Origin of the sequence: Phenylobacterium sp. (genome assembly GCF_036677185.1) — a bacterium.
Lineage (GTDB): Bacteria > Pseudomonadota > Alphaproteobacteria > Caulobacterales > Caulobacteraceae > Phenylobacterium.
Genome location: NZ_JAKFEN010000013.1, coordinates 115530 through 131630 on the forward strand (window position 1 = coordinate 115530; position 16101 = coordinate 131630).

General features: G+C 70.8%; 13 protein-coding genes and 1 pseudogene. 7 read left to right on the forward strand and 7 right to left on the reverse strand.

Annotated features, from left to right (window positions below; all coding sequences use genetic code 11):
* Positions 1 to 121: 121 nt before the first annotated feature.
* The 3 genes from ileS (at position 122) to V6M51_RS04205 (ending at position 4240) form a co-directional block, all read left to right on the forward strand.
* Positions 122 to 3109 carry an isoleucine--tRNA ligase gene (gene ileS / locus V6M51_RS04195; RefSeq protein ID WP_332764903.1) on the forward strand — a complete coding sequence of 996 codons (2988 nt, stop codon included), beginning with the start codon at positions 122 to 124 and terminating at the stop codon, positions 3107 to 3109.
* On the forward strand, positions 3106 to 3597 hold the full coding sequence (lspA, locus tag V6M51_RS04200) for a signal peptidase II (RefSeq protein ID WP_332764904.1): 492 nt from the start codon (positions 3106 to 3108) through the stop codon (positions 3595 to 3597). Before ileS ends, lspA begins: the two co-directional genes overlap by 4 nt.
* A gap of 79 nt (positions 3598 to 3676) precedes the next feature.
* Positions 3677 to 4240 (forward strand): DUF3035 domain-containing protein, encoded by a 564-nt coding sequence (locus V6M51_RS04205; RefSeq protein ID WP_332764906.1) that lies wholly within the window; start codon positions 3677 to 3679, stop codon positions 4238 to 4240.
* Here V6M51_RS04205 and V6M51_RS04210 read toward each other — a convergent pair.
* Positions 4221 to 5129, reverse strand: coding sequence for a LysR family transcriptional regulator (locus V6M51_RS04210; protein ID WP_332764908.1), 909 nt, complete (start codon positions 5127 to 5129; stop codon positions 4221 to 4223). The two genes, V6M51_RS04205 and V6M51_RS04210, sit on opposite strands and share 20 nt — an antisense overlap.
* 103 nt (positions 5130 to 5232) lie before the next feature.
* On the opposite strand from V6M51_RS04210, the gene V6M51_RS04215 reads away from it, so the two are divergent.
* The gene (locus V6M51_RS04215; protein ID WP_332764910.1) at positions 5233 to 6081 is read left to right on the forward strand and encodes an isocitrate lyase/PEP mutase family protein; all 849 of its coding nucleotides are present in this window, start codon (positions 5233 to 5235) and stop codon (positions 6079 to 6081) included.
* Here the strand turns inward: V6M51_RS04215 and V6M51_RS04220 are convergent.
* Positions 6078 to 7034, reverse strand: a complete 957-nt coding sequence (locus tag V6M51_RS04220; RefSeq protein WP_332764912.1) for a TraB/GumN family protein — start codon at positions 7032 to 7034, stop codon at positions 6078 to 6080. The genes V6M51_RS04215 and V6M51_RS04220 overlap by 4 nt on opposite strands.
* A 75-nt stretch (positions 7035 to 7109) precedes the next feature.
* On the opposite strand from V6M51_RS04220, the gene mutL reads away from it, so the two are divergent.
* Positions 7110 to 8948, forward strand: a complete 1839-nt coding sequence (gene mutL / locus V6M51_RS04225; protein ID WP_332764913.1) for a DNA mismatch repair endonuclease MutL — start codon at positions 7110 to 7112, stop codon at positions 8946 to 8948.
* A 112-nt stretch (positions 8949 to 9060) separates the two neighbouring features.
* Here the strand turns inward: mutL and V6M51_RS04230 are convergent, their stop codons facing one another.
* Genes V6M51_RS04230 through V6M51_RS04240 form a run of 3 tightly spaced genes read right to left on the reverse strand, consistent with a single transcriptional unit; the run spans position 9061 to position 12357 of the window.
* The gene (locus V6M51_RS04230; protein WP_332764914.1) at positions 9061 to 9639 is read right to left on the reverse strand and encodes a GDYXXLXY domain-containing protein; all 579 of its coding nucleotides are present in this window, start codon (positions 9637 to 9639) and stop codon (positions 9061 to 9063) included.
* On the reverse strand, positions 9636 to 10691 hold the full coding sequence (locus tag V6M51_RS04235; protein WP_332764915.1) for a DUF2157 domain-containing protein: 1056 nt from the start codon (positions 10689 to 10691) through the stop codon (positions 9636 to 9638). The genes V6M51_RS04230 and V6M51_RS04235 overlap by 4 nt, the downstream gene beginning before the upstream one ends.
* 55 nt (positions 10692 to 10746) lie before the next feature.
* Positions 10747 to 12357 carry an ATP-binding protein gene (locus V6M51_RS04240; protein WP_332764916.1) on the reverse strand — a complete coding sequence of 537 codons (1611 nt, stop codon included), beginning with the start codon at positions 12355 to 12357 and terminating at the stop codon, positions 10747 to 10749.
* 382 nt (positions 12358 to 12739) lie between these two features.
* Between V6M51_RS04240 and V6M51_RS04245 the strand changes: the two genes are divergently transcribed.
* Positions 12740 to 13015 (forward strand): YjhX family toxin, encoded by a 276-nt coding sequence (locus V6M51_RS04245; protein ID WP_332764917.1) that lies wholly within the window; start codon positions 12740 to 12742, stop codon positions 13013 to 13015.
* On the opposite strand, the gene rsmD is transcribed toward V6M51_RS04245, so the two are convergent.
* Entirely contained in the window at positions 12998 to 13573 is a 576-nt protein-coding gene (gene rsmD / locus V6M51_RS04250; RefSeq protein WP_332764918.1) for a 16S rRNA (guanine(966)-N(2))-methyltransferase RsmD, read from the reverse strand. The genes V6M51_RS04245 and rsmD overlap by 18 nt on opposite strands.
* Before the next feature lie 88 nt (positions 13574 to 13661).
* Between rsmD and V6M51_RS04255 the strand changes: the two genes are divergently transcribed.
* Positions 13662 to 14459 carry an enoyl-CoA hydratase/isomerase family protein gene (locus V6M51_RS04255; protein ID WP_442957641.1) on the forward strand — a complete coding sequence of 266 codons (798 nt, stop codon included), beginning with the start codon at positions 13662 to 13664 and terminating at the stop codon, positions 14457 to 14459.
* Positions 14460 to 15432: 973 nt separating this feature from the next.
* Here the strand turns inward: V6M51_RS04255 and V6M51_RS23845 are convergent.
* A pseudogene (locus V6M51_RS23845) lies at positions 15433 to 16101 on the reverse strand (pseudouridine synthase); the annotation flags it as partial.

Below are 16101 nucleotides of genomic sequence, written 5' to 3' on the forward strand. Positions count from 1 at the left end.
GACTTCGGTTCGGAAATCCCTGCGAATTATCCGCCCGGCGTGACGCCGCCGGACGATCGATCCAGCGCGCGCCGGGTTTCACCCGCACCCTTTTTGTTTCCGAGCCAAGCTGGAAAGTCCTATGGCCGACGACGCCGAAACCCCTACGCGGGACTACCGCGAGACCGTCTTTCTTCCCGACACCCCGTTCCCGATGCGCGGCGGCCTGCCCCAGAAGGAGCCCGAGATCCTCGCGCGCTGGGCGCAGATGGATCTCTACAACACGATCCGCGCGGCCCGTCAGAAGGCCGGCGCGCCGTTGTTCGTGCTGCATGACGGCCCGCCCTACGCCAATGGCGCCATCCATATCGGCCACGCCCTGCAGAAGACCCTGAAGGACTTCGTGGTCCGCTCGCGCTTCGCGCTCGGCCACGACGTCGACTACGTGCCCGGCTGGGACTGCCACGGCCTGCCGATCGAGTGGAAGATCGAGGAGGAGCTGCGCGGCCAGGGCCGGCGCAAGGACGAGGTCTCCAAGGCCGAGTTCCGCGAGCGCTGCCGCGAATACGCCGCCCACTGGATCGAGGTCCAGATGGAAGGCTTCAAGCGCCTGGGCGTGCTGGGCGACTGGGAGAACCGCTACGCCACCATGGACTATGGCAGCGAGGCGGCCATCGTCGCGGAGTTCCATAAGTTCGTGGCCTCGGGCCAGCTCTATCGCGGCTCCAAGCCGGTGATGTGGAGCCCGGTGGAGCGCACGGCCCTGGCCGACGCCGAGGTCGAGTACCACGACCACATCTCGCCCACCGTCTGGGTGAAGTTCCCGGTGGTCGACTACACGCCCTACGAAGGCCTGTCGGGCGACGCCGACCAGGACGAGGCCATGCCGGCCGGCACCGCCGAGGCCCAGGCCCAGGTGGACTCCTCGCTGAACGGCGACCAGGCCTGCATCGTCATCTGGACGACCACGCCCTGGACCCTGCCGGCCAACCGGGCGATCTCGTACAACCGCGCGATCTCATATGGGGTCTACGAGGTCGAGGCCATGGAGACCGGCCTGGAGTTCGAGCCCTGGGCCAAGTCCGGCGACCGCCTGATCCTGGCCGACAAGCTGACCGCCGACGTCTTCGCCGCCGCCAAGATCGCCTCGGCCCGCCGTTTGGAGACCTTCGACCCGGCCGGCATGGTCTGCGAGCATCCGCTGGCGGCGCTGGACACCCACTACAGCTTCCAGGTCCCGTTGTTGGACGGCGACCACGTCACCGATGACGCGGGCACCGGCTTCGTCCACACCGCCCCCGGACACGGGGCCGACGACTATGCGGTCTGGCTGGCCCACGGTCATCGGGAGATCCCCGAGACCGTCGATCCGGACGGCGCCTACTATCCCAATGTCGCGCTGTTCGGCGGCCTGAAGGTGCTGGAGACCGAGGGCAAGAAGGCCGGCAAGTTCGGCCCCGCCAACGGCGCGGTGATGGACAAGCTGATCGAGGCCGGTCGCCTGCTGGCCCGAGGCCGGCTGTCCCATTCCTATCCGCACTCCTGGCGTTCCAAGGCGCCGGTCATCTTCCGCAACACGCCGCAGTGGTTCATCCGCATGGACGAACCCCTGAAGGACGGCCGCACCCTGCGCGAGACCGCCATCGAGGCGATCGAGGCCACCGCCTTCCATCCCGAGGCCGGGCGCAACCGTATCCGCGCCATGGTCGAGAGCCGGCCGGACTGGCTGATCAGCCGCCAGCGCGCCTGGGGCTCGCCGCTGGCGATGTTCGTCGACAAGGAGACCGGCCATCCGCTGCACGACGAGGACGTCAACGCCCGCATCGTCGAGCTGATCGCCAAGGAAGGCGCCGACGCCTGGTTCACCCGGCCGGTCGCCGACTTCCTGGGCGTCCACGATCCCGAGCGCTTTGAGAAGGTCGAGGACATCCTCGACGTCTGGTTCGATTCCGGTTCGACCCACGCCTTCACCCTGGAAGGCCGCCAGAACACGCGCTGGCCCGCCGACCTCTATCTGGAAGGCTCCGACCAGCATCGCGGCTGGTTCCAGTCCTCGCTGCTGGAGAGCTCCGGCACGCGCGGCCGGGCGCCCTACGACGCGGTCCTCACCCACGGCTTCACCGTCGACGAGAACGGCGAGAAGATGTCGAAGTCGAAGGGCAACACCATCGAGCCCCAGACGGTGATCAAGGACTCCGGCGCGGAGATCCTGCGCCTGTGGGCGGCCATGGCCGACTACACCGACGACCAGCGGATCGGCAAGACGGTGCTGGCCACCACCACCGACGCCTATCGCAAGCTGCGCAACACCGTGCGCTATCTGCTGGGCGCGCTCGCGGGCTTCACGGACGAGGAAGAGGTCGACTATGCCGACCTGCCGCCCCTGGAGCGCTTCATCCTCCATCGCCTGTGGGAGTTGGACGGCCAGGTGCGCGCCGCCTATCGCGACTACATCTTCCAGGATGTCTCCCGGCCGGTGCTGGAGTTCTGCCAGAACGAGCTGTCCTCGCTGTTCTTCGACATCCGCCGCGACGCCCTCTATTGCGACCAGCCCGACAGCCTGCGCCGACGCGCCGCGCGCACGGTCATGGACCTGGTCTTCGAGCGCCTGACCATCTGGATGAGCCCGCTCATCCCGTTCACCACCGAGGAAGCCTGGACCACCCGCTTCCCCGACGCCGGCTCCAACAGCCTGCGGGTGTTCCCGGAGACGCCCGCCGAATGGGCCAATCCCGCCGAGGCCGAACGCTGGGCCAAGGTGCAGGCGGTGACCTCGGTGGTCACCGGCGCCCTGGAGATCGAGCGCCGCGAGAAGCGGATGGGCGCGGCCCTTGAGGCCGCTCCCAAGGTGCATGTGGCCGACCTGGGCGTGATCGCCGCCTTCGACGGACTGGACCCCGCCGAGGTGTTCCGCACCAGCCAGGCGACCCTGGTTCAGGGCGACGGTCCGGCCGGGGCGTTCCGCCTGGCCGAGTCGCCCGGGGTGGCCGTTGAGCCCCTTCGGGCCGAAGGGACCAAGTGCGCCCGCTCCTGGCGAATCCTGCCGGAGGTGGGCTCCGATCCCCGCTATCCCGACCTCAGCCTGCGGGACGCCGAGGCGGTGGCCGCCTGGGACGCGGCGCGCGCGTGAGCACCCCCTCCGTCTCCAAGTTCGGCTGGTGGGCCTATCTGCTGGCCGCCGTCATCATCGCCGCCGACCAGGCGTCCAAGTACTGGATCCTGGCGGTCTATGACCTGCCGTCGCGGTTCTCGGTCCCGATCGCCGGGCCGTTCTCCCTGACCATGGTCTGGAACAGGGGGGTCAGCTTCGGCCTGTTCCGCGCCGACCAGGACCTGACCCGCTGGCTGCTGAGCGCCTTCGCGGTGATCGTCGCGGGCGTGCTGGCCTGGTGGGCGCGCCAGGCCCCCCGCGCCTCCCTGGCGTTGGGGCTGGGCCTGGTGATCGGCGGGGCGCTGGGCAACGCCATCGACCGGATCCGGTTCGGCGCGGTGGCCGATTTCCTGGACTTCCAGCGGCTGGGGTTCTTCCCCTGGGTGTTCAACGTCGCCGACAGCGCCATCACCGTGGGGGTGGTCTTCTTATTGCTCGATTCCCTGCGTAAAGAGCCTGCGACCTAATCCGCGTTGGCGTGGTTTACGCTTTGCGTTATTCAAACTCCCTTCCCGGCCGGGGGGCGGCCTTAGGAGCTATGTTTTTATGAGCTTGAACCGTGTGATCGTGGCGACCGCCCTGCTGGCGGCGACGGGTCTTTCGGCCTGCAGTTCCACGCGCAACGCGCTCGGCATGACCAAGGTCACCCCCGACGAGTTCCGTGTGGTCTCCAAGGCGCCCCTGGTGGTGCCGCCGGATTACGCCCTGCGTCCGCCCGCCCCCGGCGAGCCGCGCCCGCAGGAGCTGCAGCCGGAGAGCGCCGCGCGCAACGCCCTGCTGGGCCAGCGCGACGCCCAGGCCCGCTCCGACGGCGAGAAGCTGCTGGTGGCCAAGGCCGGCGCCGACAAGGCCGACCCGCTGATCCGCTACGTGGTCGACGACGAGACCGGCGACCTGTCGCACAAGGAAAAGAGCTTCGCCGACCGGGTGATGTTCTGGAAGAGCGACAAGGCCCCCGCCACGGCGGCGACCACCGCCGCGGCCGGCGACAATGTCGAGGCCCCGATCGACGCCGCGGCCGAAGAGGCCCGGGTCAAGGCCCTGACCGGCGGCGGCGCGGTGGTCATCTCCCGCGAGAAGTCGTCGCGTATCAAGCTGCCGGGCCTCTAGACCACGCGCTCAAGTCCTCGAGCAGGGTCCGGGCCGCGCGGCTGAGAAAGCCGTTGCGGCGCACCACCGCCACCACCGGCTGAGCCGCGTCGAGGTCGCCGACCGCGATCTCGGCCAACTGGCCGGAGGCTAACTCCTCGTCGACGTCGCTGCGCGGCATCAGGGCCAGGCCGAAGCCGGCCGCGGCCAGCCGCTTCTGGGCGGTCAGGCTGTCGATCGCGGTCCAAGCGACATCGCCCATGCCGCGGGTCAGGAACAACGCGAAGATGTGGCTGGCGGCGATCTCCGGACGTCCGCCGGAGTCCGGGAAGGCGAGCCAGCGCTCGGCCCGCAGCTCCGCCAGCGCCGCCACCAGCCGGCCCGCCAGGGGATGCCCCGGAGCGCAGACCACCACCAGGGGCTCCATCGTCACCAGCCGTGCATCCAGGTCGAGAGACGGATCGTGGTGATAGCGGAGGCCGACATGCGCCTCCCCGCCCCGGACCAGGTCGCTCACCTGGGCGCTGGTGGCGGTGCGCAGGGTCAGGTCGACCCGGGGATGATCGCGCCGGAAGCGCGCCAGGGCTGAAGTCAGCCGGTCCCCGGCCAGGGTGCCCACGACAACCAGCGACACCGGGCCGGCGTCCTCAGTGGCCAGGGCCGAGACGGCGCCGCGGGCGTCCTCGATGGCCGCCAGGGCGCGTTCGGCATAGGGCAGCAGGACCCGCCCCGCCTGGCTGAGCGCCGCCCCGCCCGCGCTCCTGTCGAATAATGACGCGCCAAGCTCCTGCTCAAGCAAGGCGATGCGTCGGCTGATCGCCGGCTGCGATCTCAGCAACAGCCCCGCGGCCTGCGAGAACCCGCCGGCGCGATGGACCGCGATGAACGTCCTCAGCCCGTCACCGTCCATGGTGAGCTCCATGCAAATAACTGATCTATGATCGCCATACTATGCATTCGACGGATCAGCGGGTCCAGGCGAGGATGGGCTCGAAATCCCTCGGAGCCCGCCCATGGCCGATGATCGCCAACGCACCACCGCCGCCGCCTTCAAGGCCCTGCACGCCGCGCCCGGCGGCTTCGTCATGCCCAACGCCTGGGACGCCGGCAGCGCGTTCATCCTCGCCCAGGCGGGTTTCAAGGCCATCGCCACCACCAGCGCGGGCGTGGCCTTCTCCCTGGGCAGGCCGGACTACGCCGTGCCGGACAGCCGGCTGGCGGTCGGCCGCGAGGAGATGTTCGACCGCATCCGGCAGATCACCGACCTGGTCGACGGACCGGTGAACGGCGATCTCGAAGCCGGCTACGGCGATGCGCCGGAGACCGTCGCCGAGACCATCCGTCTGGCCATCGGCGCGGGCCTGGCCGGTGGCAATATCGAGGACGCCAAGCCGCGATCGGCGGGGCTCTATGAAGAAGACCTCGCCGTGGAGCGCATCGCCACGGCGCGCGAGGCGATCGGGGACAATCCCTTCGTGCTCACCGCCCGCACCGACGTCTTCCTGCTCCCGGACGGCGACCTGGGCGCCTGCGTCCGGCGGGCGAACCGCTATCTCGAGGCCGGCGCCGACTGCGTCTTCACCCCCGGGGCCCGCGACCTGGAAACCATCGCCACCCTGGCGCGGGAGATCCACGGCCCGCTGAACATCGTCATGGGCCTGGGCGCGGCGCCGAGCGACGCCACGGCCATCCTGGCGGCCGGCGTGCAGCGGATCAGCCTCGGCGGCACCTTCGCCCGCGCGGCGCTGGCCTTCATCCGCCGCGGCGCCGAGGAGTTGCGAGATCGCGGAACCATCGACTTCGCCGCCGGCCAGATTCCGCAAGGCGAACTGAACGCCCTGTTCGGCGCGGCGCGAGCCTAGGGCTCACCCGGAGTCTTCACCTCGAACCCCTTGGCCTGCAGGCGGTCCAGCACCCCGCCCTGGCTGAGCAGGGGACGCAGCTGCACCACCGCCACGGCGTGGCCGGGCTTGGCCAGGGCCCGCTCGATGGCGGCGACCTGCTCGGCCTTGAAGCGGGCGTCGAGGTTGAGCGCGCCCGGCACGCTGGCCAGGCACCGCTCGTAGCCGCGCTCCTGGTTCAGCGCGCCGCGAACGTCGCCATCGGCCCAGGCGGCGCCCGCACGACGCGCGCCGGCGGAACCGGCCTCGATCTCGTCGAGCGCATCCTCCAGGCAGGCGCGTTGCGCCGCGGACCCCATGCGCGTGGCCTGGCCCAGCACCGGGCCCAGGGACAGGGACCGGCTCTCGGTCTTGATCTTCCGGGCCTTGGCCATCCGCGCCACGGTCTTGCCGGGGTCGGCCGCGGTCAGCTTGACGCTGTCGCGGTAGTCGCCGACCAGGATCAGGCCCACCAGCAGCTCGTTCTTGTAGGCGTAGCGCTTGGCCGGCTGGCCTGCGCCCTCGCGGGCGGCGACGAAGCGGCGGCGGATGTCGCCCGACAGCCGCTCCTCCATCGGCTTGCCCTTCAACCGCACCCACTGCAGGGCGAGCCCCGGCACGCTGAGCAGGCTGATGCTGACGCTGTTGAACGGCAGGATGACGGTGTGGGCGCCGTTCAGCCGCCGCTCCAGAACCGCCTGGTCCCAGGCCTGACCCTTGGGCAGCACGCCGGGCGCGCCGAGCACATAGACCGTGGTGTCAGCGTCGGAGACGCGCCACCAGGCCGGGCCCTTGTCGATGGCGGTCACCACCAACTCCTCGAGCAGCACGGCGTCGGGATCGAGCGGGTCGGGGACGGCGGGCGCCTGGGCCGAGGCCGGGACCGCCAGGGCGAGGATCAGACAGCCGACGGCCACGGCTTTGGCGAAACTCATGGTGCTCCTTCCGGACGCGCCCCCCGGAATCGAACTATATAGAATGGATATCGAAATCGCGTTCAAAGCTTGACCATGACGATCCGCCGCCTCCCGCCGGAAACCGTGAACCGCATCGCCGCCGGCGAGGTGGTGGAACGGCCTGCCAGCGCGGTCAAGGAGCTGGTGGAGAACGCCCTGGACGCCGGGGCGCGGTCCGTCGAGGTCCAGGCCGACGGCGGGGGCCTGACCCGCATCCTGGTGGCCGACGACGGCGCGGGGCTCACGCCCGACGAGCTGCCCCTGGCGGTCGAACGCCACGCCACCTCCAAGCTCAGTCCCGACGCGGCTGGCGACTACGACCTGCTGCGCATCGCCACGCTCGGTTTCCGCGGCGAGGCCCTGCCGTCGATCGGTTCGGTGGCGCGGCTATCGATCTCGTCGCGGGCCAGGGGTTCTGCCGACGCCTACGCCATCCTGGTGGAAGGCGGCGCCATGGGGGCGGTGGCGCCCTCGGGGTTCCCTGGTCCGCACGGGGCGCGGGTCGAGGTGCGCGACCTGTTCTACGCCACCCCGGCGCGGCTGAAGTTCATGAAGTCCGAGCGATCGGAAGCCATGGCCATCGCCGAGGAGATCAAGCGCCAGGCCATGGCCCATGAGGCGGTCAGCTTCGCCCTGGACATCGATGGGCGCCGGGTCCTGCGCCTGCCGGCCGAGAGCCAGGGACCCGACGGACGCCTGGCCCGGCTGTCGGCGATCATGGGCCGGGAGTTCTCCGAGAACGCCATCGCCATCGACCAGGAGCGCGACGGGGTGCGGCTGTCGGGCTTCGCGGGCCTGCCCACCTACAACCGCGGCAACAGCGCCCACCAGTATTTGTTCGTGAACGGACGACCGGTGCGTGACCGCCTGCTGCAGGGCGCGCTGCGGGGCGCATACGCCGACTTCCTGGCCCGCGACCGCCATCCGCTGGTGGCGCTCTATCTGGAGCTTGACGGGTCGCTGGTGGACGTCAATGTCCACCCCGCCAAGGCCGAGGTGCGGTTCCGCGATCCGTCCCTGGTGCGCGGCCTGATCGTCGGCGGCCTTCGCCACGCCCTGGCCGGCGCCGGGCACCGGGCCTCGACCACCGTGGCCAGCGAGACCCTGAGCCACATCCGCCCCGGCTGGTCGCCGCAGCCGCAGCCCTCGGCCCAGGGCTTCTCCGCCTGGCAGATGGGCGGCTGGAGCCAGGTCGCCCAGGCCATTCCGGGCCTCACCGAGGTCTCGGCCCGCGCCGAGCCCGAGACCTGGAACCCGCCGTCGGTGGGCCTGCAGGAAGCCCCCGCCCCCTCGGTGGTCTTCGACCCCGTCGACTTCCCGCTGGGCGCGGCCCGGGCCCAGGTGCACGAGACCTATATCGTCGCCCAGACCCGCGACGGGGTGGTGATCGTCGACCAGCACGCCGCCCATGAGCGCCTGGTCTACGAACGGATGAAGGTGGAGATGGCCGACGGCGGCGTCGCCCGCCAGGTGCTGCTGCTGCCCGAGGTGGTCGAGCTCGACCCCGCCGAGGCCGAGCGTGTCACGGGCCGCGCCGAGGAGCTGCAGGCGTTGGGCTTGATGGTGGAGGCCTTCGGCCCCGGCGCGGTGCTGGTGCGCGAGACCCCCGCCCTGCTGGGCGAGACCGACGTGGCCGGCCTGATCCGCGACATCGCCGACGACCTGGCCGAGAACGGTCAGGCGCTGGCCCTGCGCGAACGGCTGGAGGAGGTCTGCTCCACCATGGCCTGCCACGGCTCGGTGCGGGCCGGCCGCCGGCTCACCGCGCCGGAGATGAACGCCCTGCTGCGCCAGATGGAGGCCACCCCCCATTCCGGCCAGTGCAACCACGGCCGCCCCACCTATGTGGAGCTGAAGCTGGCCGACATCGAGCGGCTGTTCGGGCGCAGATAGGTAAATCCCGCTCATCCCGGCGAAGGCCGGGACCCAGATTCATCCGGAGCGCTTGGTGGGTTTCACCTGGGTCCCGGCCTTCGCCGGGATGAGCGGTTGAGGTTTCTGCGGGTCACCACCAGGTCAAATCCGTCCGCTTGCCGTCGAGGATGACGCCCTTGAGGCGGGCGCGGCCGTCGTCACCCACCGAGATCACCGCGAAGGCCGGGACCGCCTGGCCGTTACGGCGGGCGCGCAGGGCCTTCTCCATGGCCTCGGCCTCCTGCTGGTCGGCATGGAAGCGGTCCACGCCGACGTCCAGGGTGACGGCGTTGGTCACGGCGTCGTCGGCCATCACGCGCGAGCAGTAGACGCCGCCCTGGACGGCCAGGTCGCCGCCGGCGGCGAGCGCGGCCTGCCGGGTCGCGCCGGACCCGATGAACCGCCCGTCGGCGGCGCGCAGCGACAGCCAGACGTGCTCCTCGATGGGCTGGGTCCGGGTGGGGCAGGCCTGGCCGGGATCGAGCCTCTGGATCAGTTGCAGGGCCACATAGTGGCCGGTCAGCAATTCGCGCGGGTCGAAGGCCTCCATGGGCAAGGCCACCTCGCGCCCGGCCGCGCGGGCGCGGCCCTCCGAGATCACCAGGACGACCAGCACGGCCGTCAGCAACAGTCCGGCCGCGAGGATGCGGAGAGGAAGGACCCTGATCATGCCTTGGCCCTCCCGCGCATCACGAAGCCGGCCGCCAGGGCGATCAGGGCGCAGGCGCCGAACAGGGCCGCCGCCGTCATCAGGCCGAGGCCCAGGTCGAACAGGATCGTGCAGACCGCGGCGATCATCGCCACCACTCCGGCGGCGGTGATCATCGGCTGACGGTCGTGCATGCCGAGCGCGATGACGCCGCCGGCCAGGACCAGCCAGGCCGCGCGGTGGGCGATCAGGGCCGCGCCCTTCAGATCGTCGAAGCCCGCCACGGCGAACAGCAGCAGGGCGCCCCAGACGAACCACAGCATGAAGATCACCGCGGTCCGGCGATCCGAGACCTGCCGCGCGGCGCCCGCCATCGCGGCCAGGATCGCCCCGCCCGCCAGGAAGCCCGCCGCGCCCCATTCCCGTTCATAGAGCGAGATCAAGGCGATCAGGCCGACGATCATGGCCAGACTCGCCACATGGGCCAGGGGCCTGGAGTTCCAGAGCCAGGCCAGACCCAGGCCCACCGGGGCGGCGAAGATCAGCCAGCGGGTGTTTCCGCCGTCGAACCGGCCGGCGAATTCGCCCACGCCGATCAAGACCAGGGCCGCGACCCCCGCACCACTGGAGCGGCCGGCGATGGCCAGCAGGCCGGCCGCCAGGCCCGCGGCGCGCAGCGCCCGCTGCGGGTCACCGGCGATGTCGAAGACCTGTCCCGTCAGGCCGATGGCGGCGGCGTAGATCAGGGCGGCGACCATCAACAGCGTGTTGGTCAGGATCGGCCGCGCATCGGCCCGCGAGGTCCAGGCCGCGCCGCCCGTCACCGCCAGGAACACCGCCAGGATCAGGCCGAACCGCGCCAGCCTGGGGATGGCGTCCCAGTTGGCGGCGACGAAGGCGATGGCCGCGATCCCCAGCAGCAGGGCGCCGACCACGCCGAGCGCAACGGAGGCGTCGACGCGCCGGCCGTCGGCGACGCTGGCCAGGATGGCGCCGCGGTTGTCGGCCGGCACCAGGCCGTCCTCGATCCATCGGTCCAGGTCCCGTTCCAGCCGAGCCTTGTAGCCCGCCATCGGTGTCTCCCCGCGTCCGCCCGGACCCTCGCCCAAGTGGAGCTTGGGCGCAACCTCAGGCCGCGGCCTGGCGGCCCTCGGTCTCGAACAGGCCGTTGATGGCGTCCAGCAGGCGTTCGGCCTTGATCGGCTTCTCGACCACCCCGTCCATCCCCTGGGCGAGGTAGCTGGCCGCGTCCCAAGGATCGGCGTTGGCGGTGAGCGCCAGAATGGGGATGTCGGCCGCCGCGCCCGCCATGCCGCGGATCTTCCGCGTCGCTCCAACCCCGTCGAGATTGGGCATCTTGATGTCCATAAGGATCAGGTCGAAGCGACCGCTGGCGGCGGCGGCCGCCGCCTGCTCCCCGTCCTCGACGCTCTCGGTGGTGCAGCCGAACATGCCGCACAGGGTCTCGGCCACCAGCCGGTTGGTGGCGTTGTCGTCGGCGATCAGCACGTGCAGGCCGCCGGCGGAGCCCCCGATCAGGTCCGGCTCGTCCGCGATGTCCTCCCCGGTCGGGGCCGGGACGTCGAACAGCGGAAACTCAAAGCGGAAGGTGGCGCCGACGCCCGGGTTGGAGCGGGCCTCGATGCTCCCGCCCATCTGCTGGACGAGCTGGCGGCAGATCGAGAGGCCGAGCCCGGCCCCGCCCTCGCGCACCCCGGCCTCGGTCTGGCTGAAGGGCTGGAAGATGTTGGCCAGGCGATGTTCGGGCACGCCCACCCCGGTGTCGCGGACCACGCCCTCAAGATGGACGTGGATGTCGTCGCGCCGGACCTTCAGCGCCACCTCGACCCCGCCCGAATAGGTGAACTTCAGCGCATTGCCGATCAGGTTGTTGAACACCTGCTTGATCCGCACCGCGTCGCCCAACGCCCACTGATCCGGCGCGCCCTCATAGCTGAAGGCGAGGCTGAGGTTCTTCTGGTCGGCCCGGGCGGTCCACAGGGCGGCCAGGTCCTCCAGCAGGGCCGGGACGCAGAAACCGTCCTCCGCGAGCTCCAGCTGGCCGGCGTCGGCGCGGGTCAGGTCCAGGGCGTCGGTCAGCAGCCGCAACAGGGTCTGGCCCGAGTCCTGGATGGTGGTGACGTAGGGTTTCAGCTCGGGGTTGGCGAGCTTGCGCTGCAGGATGTCGGCGATGGCCAGCACCCCGTTCAGGGGCGTGCGGATCTCGTGGCTCATCACCGCTAGGAACTGCGACTTGGCGGTCAGCGCCGTCTGGGCCTCCAGCTTGGCCTGGTTGAGGGTCTCGGCTAGGCGGGTCATCTCCTGGGCGTGGGCGCGGTTGGCCGCGCTGGTGGCCTGCAGCAGCGACAGGGTCGAGCCGACCCCGGCGTAGCGGCCGCCGTTCAGCACCACGAAACCCTTCATCACCTCGTTGGAGCGATCGGCCAGCACCTCGCCACAGAACTCCGCCACCGGGGTGTCGCCGTCGGCGACCAGCGGACTGGGGTTCATCAGCAGGGAGATCGGGCGAAGGGCGTAGAGCGCCCGGCCATAGTGGGCGGCCATGGCCACGAAGAAGGCGTTGCGCTCCACTAGCCCGACCGGCGCCCCCGCCTCGTCCACGACCGCGATGGCCAGGGTCTCGGGCTCGGCCTGGAAGCGGTCATAGACGTCCTGCCCCAGGGTCTGCGGCGAGATGGGCGCGATCGGCTGGATCAGGTCGAGGAGGGTGGCGGTCATGGGGAGCCTTCCGCTGTTCCAGCGTGGCTGTAGACAACCTCGACTAATGATGGGTGAATCTTACTTCACACCATGCGATTTTGACCTGACCCTTTCTGTTATAAAATCGTCACATAAGCGTCATGATTTCGAATAACTTGAACCGTCCAAGAGATATCGAAGTAATCATTGCGATTCCAGTCTCGGACTGGACGATCTCGCGGAGCTTCGCCATGATCTCCGCGTCCAAGCCCCGAGGGGAGTTCATGTCTGAGATTGCGTTCGAGGCCCGGGCCTAACCGCCGAACCGGCGTCCTCGTCTGAAATCGGCTGTCAGGTCCGTATCGTCCGCGCCCCCTCCTGGAGCGGGCGCGTGGTTTCACGCCTGACCTCGGACAACCCAGTGAACATATCGAAAGCGCAGCAACGGACGCTGCACGCCCTCGCCCAGGGCGGAACCATCGTGCTCGAACGCGACGAGCGGGGCCGCATCGTCGGCGCCTATTGCCAGACCCGCGACGGGTGGGCCCTGGCCGACTGCGACCTGCTGGTCTTCAAGGCTTTGCGGAAGAACGGCCTGATCGTCAGCCGGGGTGGCGGCCCCTATCGGATCAACCGCGAGGGGCTCGCCAACCTGCGCAGCCAGCTCGACAACCGGACCTCAAGCCGGCTGTGGTGAGTACCTGACAAAGTGGACGCGCGCGGCGCCATAGTCGCGCGCGTCCAGCTTCTCGAAATTCTCGACCGTGAAATCGGCCTCGTCCGAGCCGCGCTCGAAGACGATCAGGGCGCCCGGCGCCAGCCAGCCGCCGGCGGCGAGCTTGGCGAGGGCGATCTCCCCCAGGCCCTTGGCGTAGGGTGGGTCGAGGAAGGCCAGATCGAAGGCCGGGCCGTCGCCGCCCGGCCGCTGGCCGAGGTCGGTGGCGTCGCGGCGATGCACCCGGGTGCGGCCGAACAGGGACAGCGCGTCGACGTTCTCGCGGATCGCGCCGCGGGCGGCTTCGTCGGTCTCCACGAACAGGCAGAAGGCCGCGCCGCGCGACAGGGCCTCGAAGCCCAGGGCCCCCGCCCCGGCGAACAGGTCGATGACCCGGAGATCGCGCAGGCCCGGCGACCAGGCGGCATGCTCGAGGATGTTGAACACCGCCTGGCGGGCGCGGTCGGAGGTCGGCCGGGTGCGGTCGCCCGAGGGCGCGGCCAGGGCCTTGCCGCGAAATTCTCCCGAGACGATGCGCAACAGAGGCTCCTTGCCGTTTCGCCGCGACCTTGCCGCGCCGCCGCCCGCGATCCAAGCTCGCGGCCGAATAAATCGATGGGAGGACGCGATGGGCCTGGTGAGCGTGGAACGCAAGGCCGGGACGGCGGTGATCACCTACGCCAACCCGCCGCTCGGGACCATGACGGCCCAGGGCTCGAACGAAATCCTGGCGGCCTTCGAGGCCTGCGTGGCTGACGACGCGGTGCGCGTGGTGGTGCTGACCGGCGGCCTGCCGGGCATCTTCATCCGCCACTACGACGTGGGCGAGCTGTCGGTGATGAGCGACGCCATCCAGGACGCCCCACCGCCAGCCGCCGAGGCGACCCCGCCGCGCCCGGGCGGCGCCTTCGGGGCCTTTGTCGACCTGCTGGCCAGCGCCCCCAAGCCGGTGATCGCGGCGATCAACGGCCTGTGCATGGGCGGCGGGTTCGAGATCAGCCTGGCCTGCGACCTGCGGATCGCCGCGCTGGACGCCGCGGCCATCGGCCTGCCGGAGACGCGGGCCGGCATCTTTCCCGGCGGCGGCGGCACCCAGCGCCTGCCCCGGGTCATCGGCGAGGCCAAGGCCCTGGAGATGATCCTGCTGGGCAAGGTGGTGACCGGCGAGCAGGCCGCCGAGATCGGCCTGGTGCACGAGGCCGTCGCCGACCCCCTGGCGCGGGCCCTGGAGATCGCCGCCGAGTTGGAGACGCGCGGCAGGGACGGCCTGGCCTACGCCAAGCGCCTCACCCGCGCCGCTTTGGACCGCCCCCTGGCCGAGGGGCTGGCGGACGAGCGCCGGAGCTTCGTGGAGATCCTGAAGACGGCTTCGGCCCGCGAGGGCCTGAGGGCCGCGCGTCCGCCCGCGGCGATCCAGGACCTTTAGAGCCGACAGGCGACTTGCCGCGATAGGGCGAGGGCTTGCCGTCGGCGTCGGGACGCGGCGACCGCGGGCGCTCGAAGGACTTGCCGCCCTCCTCGCGCTTGGGGCCGGCCTTGTAGTCCGGGCGCGGACCGCGCGGCGGGCCGTCGGAGCGCGGCGCGCGCGGACGGTCAGACGATGGGCCGCCCTCACGTTTCGGGCCGGCCTTGTAGTCGGGGCGGGGACCTCGCGGCGCGTCGGAACGGGGCGGCCGCGGGGCGTCGGAGGCGTAGGCGCGCTTCGGACCTTCGCCGCGCGGCGGACGGTCGGGGCCGCGCGGGCCGCCTTCGCGTTTGGGTCCGTCCTTGTAGGCGGGACGCGGCTTGTCGGAGGCGTAGGACCGCGGGCGGTCGCCGGAGGCGCCTTCGCGCTTGGGCCCGTTCTTGAAATCGCGGGCCGGGCGCGGGCCGTCGGCGGAATAGGGCCGGCGGTCGATCAGGGTGGAGCCCTTGGACTTCGGACGTCCGGCGGCCCGGGGCGCGCTCGAGCGCGCCGGGACCGAGGGGGCCAGCGGCGCGCCGGGGCTGAAGGTGCGGATGCCGCCCGGCTTGTCGGCCACCAGGCGCGAGGACCGGGCGCGGGGCGCCAGGGGAACCTCGCCGTGCGGCTTGGCCGGGCCCGCCGCCGGGGTCTCGACGCCAGGGCGCGGGGCGCGGCGGCGCTGGCCGGCATGGGCCTTGACCTCGATCTTGGGCGTCGCCCAGCCGGACTTGTAGACGGTCTTCTTCTTCGGCTCCGGCGCACCGGTGCCGCCGGTGGGAGCACGGCGCCCGCCGCTGGAGCGGCCGGACTTGTCGACGAACAGCGGCCGGTCGCCCTGCGGCAGGTTGGTCGGGGCGATGTGTTCGGCGAGCTGTTCGCGGATCACCCGCGGACCTACCTCCTCGACCTGACCCATTTCCAGGGTTCCCAGCGCGAAGGGGCCGTAGGAGAGCCGGATCAGCCGGCCCACCGTCAGGCCGATGGATTGCATCACCCGGCGGACTTCGCGGTTCTTGCCTTCGGCCAGGGTGACGGTGATCCAGATATTGGCGCCCTGCGGTCCTTCCTTGGCCTTGTCGATCTTGGCCTCGATCGGGCCGTAGGTGACGCCCTCGACGGTGACACCCTTGGCCAGCTTGTCGAGCTCGGGCTGGGTGATGCGGCCGCGCGCCCGGACCCGATAGCGGCGTACGATCCCGTTGGCGGGGCTTTCCAGGGCGCGCGCCAGCTCGCCGTCATTGGTCAGCAGCAGCAGGCCTTCGGAATTGATGTCGAGACGGCCGACCGAGATCAGCCGCGGCAGGCCGGCGGGCAGGTGGTCGAACACCGTCGGCCGTCCCTGCGGGTCCTTGTGGGTGGTCAGCAGGTCCACCGGCTTGTGGTAGCGGAAGAGGCGCGTGGGCTCTGGCGCGTTCACCACCTTGCCATCGATGGTGAGGACGTCGCCGGCCTCGACCTTCACCGCGGGGGTGGTCAGAACCTCGCCATTGAGGGCGACGCGGCCGGCCTCGATGAGCTTTTCGACGTCGCGGCGGGAGGCGACGCCGGCGCGGGCCAGGGCTTTTGCGACGCGCTCACCTTGACCGGGAGCCGTCTCGTCGTTGTCTTGGGAGTCGTGGATCAT

What these genes read in the sequence shown, in the direction of transcription:
- ileS (WP_332764903.1), top strand. Translation starts at nt 122, where the DNA reads ATGGCCGACGACGCCGAAACCCCTACGCGGGACTACCGCGAGACCGTC.
- V6M51_RS04205 (WP_332764906.1), top strand. Translation starts at nt 3,677, where the DNA reads ATGAGCTTGAACCGTGTGATCGTGGCGACCGCCCTGCTGGCGGCGACG.
- V6M51_RS04210 (WP_332764908.1), bottom strand. Translation starts at nt 5,129, where the DNA reads ATGGACGGTGACGGGCTGAGGACGTTCATCGCGGTCCATCGCGCCGGC.
- V6M51_RS04215 (WP_332764910.1), top strand. Translation starts at nt 5,233, where the DNA reads ATGGCCGATGATCGCCAACGCACCACCGCCGCCGCCTTCAAGGCCCTG.
- V6M51_RS04220 (WP_332764912.1), bottom strand. Translation starts at nt 7,034, where the DNA reads ATGAGTTTCGCCAAAGCCGTGGCCGTCGGCTGTCTGATCCTCGCCCTG.
- mutL (WP_332764913.1), top strand. Translation starts at nt 7,110, where the DNA reads ATGACGATCCGCCGCCTCCCGCCGGAAACCGTGAACCGCATCGCCGCC.
- V6M51_RS04230 (WP_332764914.1), bottom strand. Translation starts at nt 9,639, where the DNA reads ATGATCAGGGTCCTTCCTCTCCGCATCCTCGCGGCCGGACTGTTGCTG.
- V6M51_RS04235 (WP_332764915.1), bottom strand. Translation starts at nt 10,691, where the DNA reads ATGGCGGGCTACAAGGCTCGGCTGGAACGGGACCTGGACCGATGGATC.
- V6M51_RS04240 (WP_332764916.1), bottom strand. Translation starts at nt 12,357, where the DNA reads ATGACCGCCACCCTCCTCGACCTGATCCAGCCGATCGCGCCCATCTCG.
- V6M51_RS04255 (WP_442957641.1), top strand. Translation starts at nt 13,662, where the DNA reads ATGGGCCTGGTGAGCGTGGAACGCAAGGCCGGGACGGCGGTGATCACC.